11 protein-coding genes and 1 pseudogene are annotated in these 13,636 nt (G+C 73.1%); 5 read left to right on the top strand and 7 right to left on the bottom strand.

The features are described from left to right. Positions 1 to 76: 76 nt before the first annotated feature. The 4 genes from AVW11_RS33680 to pgsA all read right to left on the bottom strand — a co-directional run bounded on the left by AVW11_RS33680 (position 77) and on the right by pgsA (position 3,594). The gene (locus AVW11_RS33680) at positions 77 to 619 is read right to left on the bottom strand and encodes a LemA family protein (protein WP_030841651.1); all 543 of its coding nucleotides are present in this window, start codon (positions 617 to 619) and stop codon (positions 77 to 79) included. Between the two features lie 238 nt (positions 620 to 857). Next, positions 858 to 2,030: a glycosyltransferase family 4 protein gene (locus AVW11_RS33675; protein WP_030841654.1), complete on the bottom strand. Its 1,173-nt coding sequence runs from the start codon at positions 2,028 to 2,030 to the stop codon at positions 858 to 860. Beyond that, positions 2,027 to 2,932, bottom strand: a complete 906-nt coding sequence (locus tag AVW11_RS33670) for a phosphatidylinositol mannoside acyltransferase (RefSeq protein WP_076046926.1) — start codon at positions 2,930 to 2,932, stop codon at positions 2,027 to 2,029. Before AVW11_RS33670 ends, AVW11_RS33675 begins: the two co-directional genes overlap by 4 nt. Then, complete coding sequence (gene pgsA, locus AVW11_RS33665) at positions 2,932 to 3,594, bottom strand: phosphatidylinositol phosphate synthase (RefSeq protein ID WP_060178517.1); 663 nt, start codon at positions 3,592 to 3,594, stop codon at positions 2,932 to 2,934. Before pgsA ends, AVW11_RS33670 begins: the two co-directional genes overlap by 1 nt. Positions 3,595 to 3,930: 336 nt before the next feature. Here pgsA and AVW11_RS33660 point away from each other — a divergent pair, with 336 nt between their 5' ends. The 3 genes from AVW11_RS33660 (at position 3,931) to AVW11_RS33650 (ending at position 8,381) form a co-directional block, all read left to right on the top strand. Beyond that, positions 3,931 to 6,126, top strand: coding sequence for an elongation factor G-like protein EF-G2 (locus tag AVW11_RS33660; protein WP_076046925.1), 2,196 nt, complete (start codon positions 3,931 to 3,933; stop codon positions 6,124 to 6,126). A 140-nt stretch (positions 6,127 to 6,266) separates the two neighbouring features. Then, on the top strand, positions 6,267 to 7,931 hold the full coding sequence (locus AVW11_RS33655) for a hypothetical protein (protein WP_060178519.1): 1,665 nt from the start codon (positions 6,267 to 6,269) through the stop codon (positions 7,929 to 7,931). Between the two features lie 48 nt (positions 7,932 to 7,979). Continuing rightward, a complete protein-coding gene (locus AVW11_RS33650) occupies positions 7,980 to 8,381 on the top strand; it encodes a DnaJ family domain-containing protein (protein ID WP_076046924.1) in 402 nt (133 codons plus the stop codon). Positions 8,382 to 8,435: 54 nt separating this feature from the next. On the opposite strand, the gene AVW11_RS33645 is transcribed toward AVW11_RS33650, so the two are convergent. Together AVW11_RS33645 and thrS are read right to left on the bottom strand one after the other, a co-directional pair. After that, positions 8,436 to 8,996 (bottom strand): HIT family protein, encoded by a 561-nt coding sequence (locus AVW11_RS33645; protein ID WP_030841672.1) that lies wholly within the window; start codon positions 8,994 to 8,996, stop codon positions 8,436 to 8,438. Between the two features lie 71 nt (positions 8,997 to 9,067). After that, the gene (gene thrS, locus AVW11_RS33640; RefSeq protein ID WP_076046923.1) at positions 9,068 to 11,044 is read right to left on the bottom strand and encodes a threonine--tRNA ligase; all 1,977 of its coding nucleotides are present in this window, start codon (positions 11,042 to 11,044) and stop codon (positions 9,068 to 9,070) included. A gap of 731 nt (positions 11,045 to 11,775) precedes the next feature. Here thrS and AVW11_RS33635 point away from each other — a divergent pair. Together AVW11_RS33635 and AVW11_RS33630 are read left to right on the top strand one after the other, a co-directional pair. Beyond that, on the top strand, positions 11,776 to 12,291 hold the full coding sequence (locus AVW11_RS33635) for a GNAT family N-acetyltransferase (protein ID WP_076046922.1): 516 nt from the start codon (positions 11,776 to 11,778) through the stop codon (positions 12,289 to 12,291). 10 nt (positions 12,292 to 12,301) lie between these two features. After that, positions 12,302 to 12,802, top strand: coding sequence for a DUF4232 domain-containing protein (locus AVW11_RS33630; protein ID WP_143568932.1), 501 nt, complete (start codon positions 12,302 to 12,304; stop codon positions 12,800 to 12,802). Positions 12,803 to 12,855: 53 nt separating this feature from the next. Here the strand turns inward: AVW11_RS33630 and AVW11_RS33625 are convergent. Then, positions 12,856 to 13,636: pseudogene (locus tag AVW11_RS33625) on the bottom strand (hypothetical protein); the annotation flags it as partial.

The following is a 13,636-nucleotide window of genomic DNA, read 5'->3' as shown; positions in this document are numbered from 1 at the left end:
GCGATGCACCGCATCTGACGCCGTGCGCTGATCCACCGGGGATTACGGGACAGCCCTTGGGAGCCCCTCGCCGAGGTCAGGTCGGCCGGTCCGCGAGGTCCGCCGGAGGCTCGTCGTCCATCTCGAAGGCCAGCGGGAACGGCGCGTGTCCGGCCAGTCTGAACCAGCGGACCTTGCGGTGGCGGCGCAGCGCGCGGGCGGCCCGTACGGCGTCGTTGAGGAAGCGGCGGGCCATCGGCACCCGGCGGACGGCCGCCGCCAGCTCCTCGGTGGCCTGCGCCCCGCCGGGGGCGGCCTTCAGCACCTCGACCTGGTCGGCGTCAGCGAAGACCGCCCGCAGCGCCTGGCTCAGCTCGCTCTCGGCGACCTCGCGGTGGTCCTCCTCGGCCTGCCGGGCGGCATGCGCGGCCTCGTACAGCACCAGTGAGGAGGCGGGGTCGAGGGCCCCGGAGGTGGCCACCTCCAGGACCACGGAGGCGCGCCGGACGAGCTGCGCGTCGAGCGCGGCGCGGGCGGCGTCCATCCGCGAGTGCAGCCGGTCCAGCCGGCCGGCGGTCCAGCTGAGGTAGACGCCGATGGCTGCCAGGGCCAGGGCGATCCAGACAAGGGTTTCGATCACGCTGCGCGACCCTACCGCTCCGCGGACCGCCGGCCCCCATCGGGCCTGGCCGGGTCGGAGCGGGGCCCGCAACATGCATGGTCACCGACGATCCGGGGATCGCACGGGCCGTCGTACCGTGGCGGCCGTCCTGGACGAGCTCCGCGAGACCGTCGGCGCGGGCCGGTGGGCCGTCCGTTCTGGCCGACAGGCCGTCGGCGCCCGCCGTGGCGGGGAAGCCGCGGGCGCGGTGCGCCGGTCAGGAGGCCGAGGTGTCCTTCGGGAAGCCCAGGCGGGTACGGAGCGGGACGCGCTCGTCCGCGCCCACCGCCGCCGCGCCGTCCGTCACCGTCTCGTAGACCGCCAGGATGTCCGCCCCGACCGTGGACCAGTCGAAGCGGCGGACGTGCGCCGAGCCGCTGGCGCTGAGGCGGGCCCGGCGGTCCGGGTCCCGCAGGAGGGCGACCGCCCCCGCCGCCAGGGCGTCCGCGTTCTCGTTGGCGAAGAGGTCGCCGGCTCCGCCCTGGTCCAGGACCTGCGCGAAGGCGTCCAGGTCGGACGCCAGCACCGCGGCGCCCGCCGACAGGGCCTCGACCAGGATGATGCCGAAGCTCTCGCCGCCCGTGTTCGGGGCCACGTACACGTCGACGCTGCGCAGCAGCCGCGCCTTGTCCTCGTCCGAGACCATCCCGAGGAACTCCACGCGCGAGCGCAGGTCGGCGGGGAGCGAGGCCACCGCCTCCTCCTCGTCACCGCGGCCCGCGACCAGCAGGCGTACGTCCGGGCAGGCCTCCACGATCTTCGGGAAGGCCGCCATGAGCACCGGCAGGCCCTTGCGCGGCTCGTCGATGCGGCCGATGAAGCCGAGCGTCTGGCCGCCCCACTCCGCCTTGGGCTCGGCCTTCGCGAAGAAGTCCACGTCCACGCCGTTGGGGATCACGACCGCGTCCCCGCCCAGGTGCTCCACCAGCGTGCGCCGCGCGTACTCGCTCACCGCGATCCGCGCGCTGATCTTCTCCAGCGCGGGCTGCAGGATCGGGTACGCGGCGATCATGGCCCGGGAGCGCGGGTTCGAGGTGTGGAAGGTGGCCACGATCGGCCCCTGGGCCGCCCAGCAGGACAGCAGTCCCAGCGAGGGCGAGGCCGGCTCGTGGATGTGGATCACGTCGAAGGTGCCGTCGTGCAGCCAGCGCCGGACCCGGGCGGCCGAGAGGAAGCCGAAGTTCAGCCGGGCCACGGACCCGTTGTACGGGACCGGCACCGCCCGTCCGGCGGAGACGACGTAGGGCGGGAGCGGGGTCTCGTCGTCGGCCGGGGCCAGCACCGACACCTCGTGGCCGAGGCCGATCAGGTGCTCGGCCAGGTCCCGGATGTGGAACTGGACGCCGCCCGGGACGTCCCACGAGTACGGGCACACGATGCCGATCTTCACTGTGTGCGCTCCTCCAGGTCGTCCAGCCAGAGCCGCTGGAGCATGTGCCAGTCCTGCGGGTGCTCGGCGATGCCCCACGCGAAGGCGTCGGCCACCGCCTGGGTCATGGCGGTGGTCTTCTCGGCCCGGGTCCCGGTCTTCGGGACCTCCACCTCCGGGTGGATCCGGCCGTACATCTTCGGGGCCTCGCCGTAGTGCAGGGTGGCCGGGATCAGTACCGCGCCCGTCTGCTGGGCCAGCAGTGCGGGGCCGGCCGGCATGCGGGCCGTCGCGCCGAAGAACTCGACCTCGACGCCGGAGGCCGACAGGTCGCGGTCCGCGACCAGGCAGACCAGGCCGCCGGAGCGCAGCCGCCGGGCGAGGGTGCCGAAGGCGGCGCCGCCGCTGTGCGGCAGGACCTCCATGCCCAGGCTCTCGCGGTAGGCGACGAAGCGGTCGTAGAGGCTCTCGGGCTTGAGGCGCTCGGCGACGGTGGTGAAGGGCACCCCGAGGTGGCCGATGGCCCAGGCTCCGGCGAGGTCCCAGTTGGCGAGGTGCGGCAGGGCGACGACGACCCCGCGCCCGGAGGCGAGGGCCTCGCGCAGGATGTGCTCGTCCTTGAACTCGACGTCCGTGCCGAACCGCTCCGGGTCCATGGTCGGCAGCCGGAACGACTCCATCCAGTACCGCATGTACGAGCGCATGCCGGCCCGGGAGAGCTCGCGCAGCCGCTCGGGACCGGCGTCGGGCACCACCCGGGCCAGGTTCGACTCCAGCCGCAGCACGCTCTTGCCGCGGCGCTTCCACGCGAAGTCCGCGATCCGCCGGCCCAGCGCCACGGCGGCCGGCTCGGGCAGCTTCTTGACCCCGGCCCAGCCCAGTCCGTACAGCCCGTCGACCAGCTTGTCCTGTGCGGCCCCCATCAGGCGGCGCCCCCTTCGGAGGCGGCCGCGGCGTCGGCCTCGGCGGACTCGCGGCGTACGGTGACCACGCGCTGGATCAGTGTGACGAGCGAGCCGGCGGCGACCACCCACAGGGCGATCGGCAGGAGCACGCCGATCCAGGACGGCACCCCGAAGGTCTGCAGTCCGGACAGGCCGGCCGCGACCAGCGAGATCACCAGGCGCTCGGCGCGTTCGACGAGCCCGTTGACGGCCACCGGCAGCCCGATCGATTCGCCGCGCGCCTTGGTGTAGGACACCACCTGGCCGCTGGCCAGGCAGAAGATCGCCACCGCGCACAGCGCGTTGTCGTTGCCGGAGCCGGCGTACCAGAGGGCGAGGCCGCCGAAGATCGCCGCGTCGGCCACCCGGTCGAGGGTGGAGTCGAGGAAGGCGCCCCACCGGCTGGAGATGCCGGCCTGGCGGGCCATGTTCCCGTCGACGAGGTCGGAGAAGACGAAGAGGGTGATGGTGATGGTGCCCCAGAAGAACTCCCCGCGGGGGAAGAAGACCAGCGCGCCCGCCACCACTCCGGCCGTGCCGATCAGGGTGACCGCGTCCGGGCTCACCCCCCGCCGGAGCAGAAATGCGGCGAATGGCGTGAGAACACGCGTGAAGAATGCACGCGCGTACTTGTTCAGCATGGCCTTCCCGGAGGGTCGCTGGGCCGCACGGCCACCACGGCCACCGGCTGGCCCATCGTAGCCAGCACGCCGCCGCCGGAACGCCGCGCACCCACCGGTTCTCGCTCCGTAGGGCGCACTTCGTACCGCGGCCGGTCGCCGGTGCGTCACGCGGACGCCCCCTGTGCGTTCCCGGCAGGTCCCCGGTACGTCCCCGGCACGTCCGCGGTACGTCCCCCGGTACGACGTATGGACGCCGGGTGACAGCGGTGCAAAGCTCGTAGAACCGCGCATTCCTCATGCGCGGGGACAAGGAACCCACCCTCCTCACCGTCACCACCGGGAGGCACGAGCACCATGGGAGCCACATCACACCAAGCCGGAGCCGCCGGCAGGGCACTGACGGCCGACCGCCCGTCCTCCATACGGAACGTCGTGCTGGTCGGCCACAGCGGATCCGGCAAGACCACGCTGGTCGAAGCCCTCGCCCTGACCGCAGGAGCGGTCAACCGGGCCGGTCGGGTCGAGGACGGCGCCACCGTCTCCGACTACGACGAGATCGAACACCGACGACAGCGCTCCATCCAGCTCTCCCTCGTCCCCGTCGCATGGGACGGAATCAAGATCAACATTTTGGACACCCCCGGATACGCCGACTTCGTCGGGGAACTCAGGGCCGGTCTGCGGGCTGCGGACGCGGCCCTTTTCGTCGTCTCGGCCTCGGACGGGATCGACGGCGCCACCCGCATGGTCTGGGACGAGTGCGAGGCCGTCGGCATGCCCCGCGCCATCGTCGTGACCCACCTGGAGGCCGCCCGCTCCGACTACGCGCAGATGGCCACCGTCTGCGGCGAGATCTTCGGCGCCGACGACCCCGACGCGGTCATCCCCCTCTACCTCCCCCTGCACGGCCCCGCCGGCCCGGACGGCCACGCCCCCGTCACCGGCCTGCTCGGCCTGCTGTCCCAGCGCGTGTACGAGTACTCCTCCGGCGAGCGCGTGGAGCGCGACCCGGACCCGGCCGAGCTGGAGCTCATCACCGAGGCCCGCTCGCGCCTGATCGAGGGGATCATCGCCGAGAGCGAGGACGAGACCCTCATGGACCGCTACCTCGGCGGCGAGGACATCGACCTGGGGACCCTGGTGGACGACCTGGAGCGGGCCGTGGCCCGCGGCACCTTCCACCCCGTCCTGATGGCAGCTCCCGCCGCCGACGGCGCCCGCCAGGGCCTCGGCACCGTGGAACTCCTCGAACTGATCACGGGCGGCTTCCCGACCCCCCTCGAACGCCCCGCCGTCGCCGTCACCCGCCCCGACGGCTCCGCCCGCCCCGACGTCACCTGCGATCCCGACGGACCGCTGGTCGCCGAGGTCGTCAAGACCTCCTCCGACCCCTACGTGGGCCGCGTCTCCCTCGTGCGCGTCTTCTCCGGCACCCTGCACCCCGAGGAGACCGTCCACGTCAGCGGGCACGGCCTGGCCGACCGCGGGCACGAGGACCACGACGTCGACGAGCGGATCGGCGCCCTGACCGCCCCCTTCGGCAAACAGCAGCGCGTCCTCGGCAGGTGCATCGCCGGGGACCTGGCCTGCGTGGCCAAGCTCAGCCGCGCGGAGACCGGCGACACCCTCTCCGCGAAGGACGACCCGCTCCTCATGGCCCCCTGGACCATGCCCGACCCGCTGCTCCCCCTCGCCATCGAGGCCCACAGCAAGGCCGACGAGGACAAGCTCTCGCAGGGCCTGGCCCGGCTCGTCGCCGAGGACCCCACCATGCGGCTGGAGCAGAACCCGCACACCCACCAGGTCGTCCTGTGGAGCCTGGGCGAGGCCCACCAGGACGTCGCCCTGGAGCGGCTGCGCACCCGCTACGGCGTCCAGGTCGATCCCGTCCCGCACAAGGTGAGCCTGCGCGAGACCTTCGGCGGCAGGGCGGCCGGGCGCGGCCGGCACGTCAAGCAGTCCGGCGGCCACGGGCAGTTCGCCATCTGCGAGATCGAGGTCGAGCCGCTCCCGCCCGGCAGCGGCATCGAGTTCGTCGACAAGGTCGTCGGCGGATCGGTACCCCGCCAGTTCATCCCGTCCGTGGAGAAGGGCGTGCGCAGCCAGGCCGCCCGCGGGGTGGCGGCCGGCTATCCGCTGGTCGACGTGCGCATCACCCTCCTGGACGGCAAGGCGCACTCGGTGGACTCCTCGGACGCCGCCTTCCAGACCGCCGGCGCGCTCGCCCTGCGCGAGGCCGCGGCGGAGGCGCGGATCGACCTGCTCGAACCGGTCGCCGAGCTCGACGTCCTGATCCCCGACGAGTACGTCGGGCCCGTCATGAGCGATCTCGCCGGCCGCCGCGGCCGTGTCGTCGGCACCGACCAGGCCGGATCCGGGCGCACCCGGGTCCGCGCCGAGATCCCCGAGATCGAGATCGGCCGCTACGCCGTCGAGCTGCGCTCCGTCTCGCACGGCACCGGCCGCTTCGCCCGCGCCTACGCCCGGCACGAGCCGATGCCGCCGCAGATCGCGGAAAAGGTGCGTGAACAGGCCGAGAAGGGAACGTAGTCGGAGAAGAGCCGGGGTGCCGCCCGCCCAACCTGCTTGCGGCGGGCGGCATTTCCCTGTCCCATGACCATGGGGCGGGATCCGCCGATAGGCTCGTCGGCGCACCAAAAGAGCATGAACGCACAGCGAGGGGGGCAGCGGTGGCGGACGACGGATTCGACTTCAGGCCCGGCGCACAGATTCCACTGCAGAACGGCGGGGGGCAGACGGCGGCGACCAACGCCCTCGCCTCGGCCGCGTACCGCGACGGCGGCAAGGACACCAAGCTCGAGGCGATACTCGGGGCCAACAGCGAGAACCACCCGGCCACGGTGAAGCCCCCGAAGCTCTCCCTGTTCGAGCCCAGCCTCGGCGAGGCGTTCTGCCGGGCCGTCGAGGCCCGCACCCTGGGGGCCGGCCGCAAGCCGCTCATCCAGTCCTTCGGCGCCGACCCGCAGACGGTCGTGGAGCACTGCCTGGCCGCGTCCCGCATCCGCAAGGAGCGCGACCGCAGGCTCCGGCTGATCATGCTGGTCTGCGGCGTGCTGTTCCTGCCCGGGCTGCTGCTGTGGCTGGGGCTCTTCCAGCTCCGCAAGTCCCTGGCCTCCAAGCAGGGCAAGCACTCCTGGCTGGGCACGACGCTCCTGGTGGGCGTCGGCATCGTGGTGGCCGTCCTGATGTTCAGGCTGCCGCTCACCGGCTTCCTCGGCCTGTACGCCCGCGGCATGGTCATCGCCCCGGCGCTGGGCTGGCTGCTCGCCCGCCGCACCTGCGAGTCCACCGCCCGCGACCTGCGCGAACGCTGGGACGGCCTGCTGTCCGGCGGCGGTGTCGCCGCCAAGATCCCCGAGGCCGTGCCGGGCAACCCCGACGAGAAGGCCCGCGAGGACCTGCGCCACCAGCTCGCGAAGCTCACCGCGGAGGACCGCAGCAACCAGGTCTTCTACGCCGGGCCCAAGGGCATCCTCGGCATGGGCACCCGCTGGGGCAACTGGCAGATGGCCGAGGAGCTCACCCCGAAGGACGAGGGCAAGGAGATCCACCCCTTCCGCGCCTGGGACGTCATACGCGCGATCGACGCCCAGCTGCGCAAGCTCGAGCGCGGCCCGCTGCACACCGGCGGCTTCCCGCCCGCGGCGATCCAGCACTGGATCGTCACCCCGGTCGGCGAGGGCGCGGCCGAGGTCGCCCGCCCCACCGGCGAGAACGTCGACGCCTTCCTCGTCAAACCGCACGAGGTCACCCGGATCTGCAACGAGCAGCAGTTCAACTCCGGAAACCGGCACTACCTGGGCATCCAGTACCCGCTGTGGGACGGCCAGCTGATCATCAACATGCTGGTCACCGTCACCGTGCTGTACAAGACCCTGCGCGTGGACGTCACCGCGCACGCCCTGGGCCCCGTGCACGGCCTGTTCACCACCAAGTCCAAGGCCCCGGTGGTGGAGGTGCCCAAGAGCATCCGCTTCTGGGAGACCGTGGAGAAGCCGCTGCCGCTGGTGGACACCCAGGAGGTGGTGCGCCTCGCCGTGCGGGCTCCGCTGACCTGGTACCCGCCGGTCCTCGACTTCTTCGGCGGCAAGCTGGTCCTGCCCGAGCCCTTCGGCCTGCGCCACGTCTGGGCGAGCTCGATGTGGCGCCACCGGTTCATGGCCGACGACGCGCTGCGTACGGTGGCCCCGGTCCTGCGGTCGATCCACACGGCGACCTTCAAGGTCCTGGAGGAGAACGGCGTGGACACCGAGCGCTTCACCAACCGCTCCTCGATCATGAGCGGCCTCATCCAGGAGCCCGCGCCGCGCAAGGCCGACGTCTACGACGCCTAGTTAGGGTGGAAGGAGACGAGGAGACGAGGAGCGCCCGAGGAGGCAACCGTGACCGAGCGCAAACCGCCTGGCGTGGACTTCGAGTCCTTCGTGGACCGGCAGATCAGGCAGGCCACCGACCGCGGCGACTTCGAGGAGCTGCCGGGCTTCGGCAAGCCGTTGGCCTCCCTCGACGCCCCCTACGACGAGCTGTGGTGGATCCGGGACAAGATGCACCGCGAGGGCTTCGCCGCCCTCCCGCCGGCGCTCGCGCTGCGCAAGGAGGCCGAGGACGCCCGCGAGGCGGCCGCGGCGGCGCGTACGGAGCGTGAGGCGCGGGCCCTGCTCACCGAGGTCAACGACAAGATCCGGGCGGCCCTGCGGATGCCCCCGCCGGGCCCTCCCCTCAACCTGGAGGAATTCGACGTCGAGGCCGAGCTGCGGGCCCGGCGCGGCAGGCACGCCTCGTAGGCGCCGGCACCGCCCGCGGGACCCGGGACACCGGCCGGGGCCGGCCCCTGGGGGTCAGCCGACGGGCCAGGCCTCGGCGAGCATCTGGCGCGTGTCCGCCAGGAGTTGGGGCAGCACTTTGGTGTGGCCGACCACCGGCATGAAGTTCGTGTCCCCACCCCAGCGGGGCACGATGTGCTGGTGCAGGTGCGCGGCGATGCCGGCGCCGGCCGCCGCTCCCTGGTTCATGCCGATGTTGAACCCGTGGGCACCGGAGGCCTTGCGGAGCGCCACCATCGCCCGCTTGGTGAGGTCGGCCAGCTCGGCCGTCTCCGGGGCGTCGAGCTCGGTGTAGTCGGCGACGTGGCGGTACGGCACGACCATCAGGTGGCCGCCGTTGTAGGGGTAGAGGTTCAGCACGGCGTAGACGTGCTTGCCCCGCGCAACGACCAGGCCGTCCTGGTCGGACAGCTCCGGAATCCCGCAGAAGGGACAGCCGTCCCCGGCCTCCGGGCCGGTCGGCTTGTTCTCCCCTTGGATGTAGGCCATCCGGTGGGGCGTCCACAGACGCTGGAACGCGTCCTGCGTGCCGACCCCGATCTGCTGCTCCGGCTCAGTCGTCATGGCATGCAGCATATGACCTTGCCCGCGCGGACGAGGAAGGCCCCCGGAAAGTGATCACTTTCCGGGGGCCCGCACTGTACGGATCAGACCTGGACGCGGTCCGCGACGACCTTCGCCAGCTTGGCCAGCGCCTCGTCCTTCGGGATGCCGTTCTCCTGCGAACCGTCGCGGTAGCGGAAGGAGACCGTGCCCGCCGCCATGTCCTCGTCACCGACGATGATCATGAAGGGGACCTTGAGCTTCTGGTGGTTGCGGATCTTCTTCTGCATCCGGTCGGAGGAGGCGTCCACCTCGACCCGCAGGCCCTGCTTCTTCGCCGCCGCGGCGAACTCCTGCAGGTACTCGACGTGCCCGTCGCCGATCGGGATGCCGACGGCCTGGACCGGCGCCAGCCACGGCGGCATGGCGCCCGCGTAGTGCTCCAGCAGGACCGCGAAGAACCGCTCGATCGAGCCGAACAGGGCGCGGTGGATCATGACCGGGCGCTGGCGCGAACCGTCCGGGCCGGTGTACTCCAGGTCGAAGCGCTCCGGCAGGTTGAAGTCGAGCTGCACGGTCGACATCTGCCAGGTACGGCCGATGGCGTCGCGCGCCTGCACGGAGATCTTCGGGCCGTAGAAGGCCGCGCCGCCCGGGTCGGGGGTCAGCGGGAGGCCCTGCTTCTCGGCGACCTGCTGGAGGACCGCGGTGGCCTCCTCCCAGACCTCGTCCGAGCCGACGAACTTCTCCGGGTCCTTGGTGGACAGCTCCAGGTAGAAGTCGGTCAGGCCGTAGTCGCGCAGCAGGTTCAGCACGAAGGTGAGCGTGCGGTCGAGCTCCTCCGCCATCTGCTCACGGGTGCAGTAGATGTGCGCGTCGTCCTGGGTGAAGCCGCGGGCCCGGGTCAGGCCGTGCACGACACCCGACTTCTCGTAGCGGTACACGGTGCCGAACTCGAACAGGCGCAGCGGCAGTTCGCGGTAGGAGCGGCCGCGCGCGTCGAAGATCAGGTTGTGCATCGGGCAGTTCATGGGCTTGAGGTAGTAGTCGGTACCACCGTCGAGCTGCATGGGGGGGTACATGCCCTCCGCGTACCAGTCCAGGTGGCCGCTCTTCTCGAAGAGCGCGCCCTTGGTGGCGTGCGGCGAGTAGACGAACTCGTAGCCCTCCTCCTCGTGCCGGCGGCGCGAGTAGTCCTCCATGACCCGGCGGATGATGCCGCCGCGCGGGTGGAAGACGGCGAGGCCGGAGCCGATCTCGTCCGGGATGGAGAAGAGGTCCAGCTCGTTGCCGAGCTTGCGGTGGTCGCGCTTCTCGGCCTCGGCGAGGAAGTCGAGGTGGGCCTTCAGCTCCTCCTTCGACGGCCACGCGGTGCCGTAGATGCGCTGGAGCATCGGGTTCTTCTCGCTGCCGCGCCAGTAGGCGGCCGCGTTGCGCATGAGCTTGAACGCCGGGATGTTGCGGGTGGTGGGCAGGTGGGGACCGCGGCAGAGGTCCTTCCAGCACAGTTCGCCGGTCTTGGCGTCCAGGTTGTCGTAGATGGTCAGCTCGCCGCCGCCCACCTCGACGTTCGCGCCGTCGTCGGTGGAGGCGGAACCCTTGATGCCGATGAGCTCCAGCTTGTACGGCTCGTCGGCGAGCTCCTCGCGGGCCGCCTCGTCGGTGACGACACGGCGGGCGAAGCGCTGGCCGCGCTTCTGGATCTCCTGCATCTTCTTCTCGATGGCCTTCAGGTCCTCCGGGGTGAAGGGCCGGGCCACGTCGAAGTCGTAGTAGAAGCCGTTCTGGACCGGCGGGCCGATGCCGAGCTTGGCCTCGGGGAACAGCTCCTGCACGGCCTGCGCCATGACGTGCGCGGTCGAGTGGCGCAGGATGTTCAGGCCGTCCTCGGAGGAAATCTCCACCGGCTCGACGGTCTCGCCGTCCCGCACCTCGTAGGCGAGGTCCTTGAGCTCGCCCGCGACGCGGGCGGCGACGATGGTGCGCTCGCCGGCGAAGAGCTCCGCCGCCGTAGTGCCCGTGGCCACCACGCGCTCGTCCCGCTCGGAATCGCGTTGGATGATCACACGGACGTCTGACACCGGTCTCTCCTGACTCAGGGGGTGCGCGAGCGAACGCTGCGCGCCTGAATCGTACCGAGCCGAGTGGCTGCGCCGCTAAACGGTTCCTCCCGGGCCCGCCCCGGACCGCGGCCTCCCGCCCCGACCGGGTCCCGCCCCACGGGCGCGGGCGGCGGCGAAGCCGGCCACCCCCGGCCGTGCGTGCGCGGAACCCGCTGCGCGAGCCGCCCCGGCCGGACCGGACCGGCCCGGGGGCGGGTCGGCGGGGCCGGGGCGGGTGAGCGGGGTCGGGGCGTAAGCGGCCCACGGCACGGCCGGGCGGAGGCCGGGAAGGGTCGGGCGGGACGAGGCCCGGGGCAGGACGGCTGCGCGAGCCGAACCGGCCGGACCGGGTGGGACGGGGCAGGACGACCAGCGGCACGGTCGGGCGGGGCCCGGGGCGGGCGGCCAGCGGCACGGGCGGGTGGGCGGGGCTCCCGCGCGGTGGCGGGCGCCGCAGGCGGGGGGCGGGGTCCCCCCGGGATCTCTCCTCGGCTAGCGAGCGAATCCTGGGCGGGAAGGCCGGTGGCTCGGGGGTGGGTTCGCTCGGCCTGCGGGGAGATCCCGGTGTGCCCGCGCCCACCCGAAGCGGGCCCGAACCCCCGTGGGGCCGGGGACGCTGCCCGGCGCGGGCGTCGCCGGTGGAAAATCGGTCGCGCCGTCGGAGGCCGCCGGTAGCGTGGGGAGCCGCCCCAGCCCCCGGAGGGACCCGTATGCCGAGCCCGCTCATACGACCGCTCGACCTGAGCGACGACGCCACCGCAGCCGCCGTGCACCGGATCGGCCGGGCCGCGTACGCGGTCGAGGCGGAGATCATCGGCTTCGACGGCATTCCGGCCCTGCGTGAGAGCCTCGCCGAGATGCGCGCGCAGGACCTGCGCTGGGTCGGCGCCGTCTCCGAGGGCGGCGAGCTGGCCGGCTTCCTCGCCTGGGAGGAGGGGCCGGGCGGCGGCATCGGCATCGACCGGCTCTGTGTGGCCCCGGCCTTCTTCCGCCGCGGCGTCGCCTCCCTGCTGCTGCGCCACGCCCTGGCCGAGCTCTTCCCCGGCCGCCCCGTGCAGGTCTCCACGGGGGCCGCCAACACCCCCGCCGTCCGCCTCTACGAGGCGCTCGGCTTCACCCGCGGGCCCGACTTCTCCCCCGTCCCCGGTCTGGCCATGGCCTCCTTCGGACGGGCCGCCGCGGACGCCCCGTGCGAAGGTCGAAGGGGGACTTCCGACCCGGGATGAGGTGACAGCCATGAGAGTGTCCGGGAGCGCGGCCGCCCTGTGCGCCGCGACGGCCGTACTGGTGGGCGGGCTGCTTGTCGCCGCCCCCGCGCAGGCGGCGCCGGCCGCCGCGTGCAGCGGGGACCGGCTCTCGGCCGCCGGTGCGGTGCGTACGGACTCCACGCGGGTGCGGTTCACGGTGGTCAACGAGGGCCCGGCGTGCCAGCTGCGCGGCTTCCCGACGGTGGCGCTGTCGGGGCAGGGCGCCCCGGACCGCAACACGCCGCTGCGCGTCGTCCCGCGCGGCGAAGCCCGCCCCGTGCAGCTGCCCCAGGGCGGGTCCGCGTCGACGGTCCTGACCTTCACCCCGGTCCTCGGCGAGGCGGACGGCTTCTGCGCCTCCGGCGCCGAGCCGACGACCGCCCCCTCACTGGTGGTGGGCGTCGCCGGCACGGGCTTCCAGGTGGCACCGTCCGACGGCGGACAGTTCGCCCTGTGCGGCAACTCCGTCCGCGCCACCGCCTTCCGCTGACGGCTGACGGCTGACGGCTGACGGCCGACGCCGACCGTCCCTTCCCTCCCCTGCTAGTCGTCCGTCGACAGCACGTCCGCCGGGTCGTAGGACTCCTCCAGGGACTTCATGAGGCGGTCTCGCTCGACCTCGTCGAGCGGGACGGGGCGCACGTCCGCGGCGTCGGTGAGCCGGCGGAAGCCGCCGCGGCGCTGGAGCCGTCCGCTGATCCGGATCGGCAGGCCGACCAGGTGCGCGTGTCCCGCGACCCGGTACGCCTCCTCGTCGAGCGCGGCGCGTACGTACGGGACGTCCGCGCCGGCGAGGACCCGCAGCCGGACCGTGCCCCCGCCGCCCGGGGCCGAGCGCCGCATCCGGACCACCGCCCCCGCGACGCGCACCTGCACGGCCGGCTCGTCGCGGGTGTAGCGCGCCGCGGCCTCCCGCAGCACGGGCAGGTCGCCCGGGGAGAACTCCACCGGCTCCGGCCGGGCCGCGCAGCCCGCCGGCACCCCCGCCGCGGGTGCCCACGCCAGTGCGACGCGGGCGCCCTCCGAGCCGCGTACCAGCGCGATCAGCGCCTCGGCGAGCTCCCTGCTGACCCCGGCCGCCACAGCGGCGTCGAAGGCCTCCATGCCGCCGGTGGCCCGCTGGTAGTCGACGGCCTCGCGGGCCGCGTGCAGGGCGTGGTGCAGCCGCGTCACGGTGCCCCGCCCGCCGTCCACCGGGACGTAGGCGCTCAGTCGGCGCCCGCCCGGCTGCGGCCCCACCAGGACGGCGTCCAGGGCCCGTTCGGCCTTGGCCCGGTGGCGGGCGCCGTAGTAGCCGGCCCTCGCCCGGGCCGCGAGCGCCCCC

The sequence above is a fragment of the Streptomyces amritsarensis genome (assembly GCF_001953875.1).
GTDB classification, from domain to species: Bacteria; Actinomycetota; Actinomycetes; order Streptomycetales; family Streptomycetaceae; genus Streptomyces; species Streptomyces amritsarensis.
The sequence above is the reverse complement of the archived record's forward strand: the minus strand, read 5'-3'. Positions and strand labels throughout refer to the sequence as shown.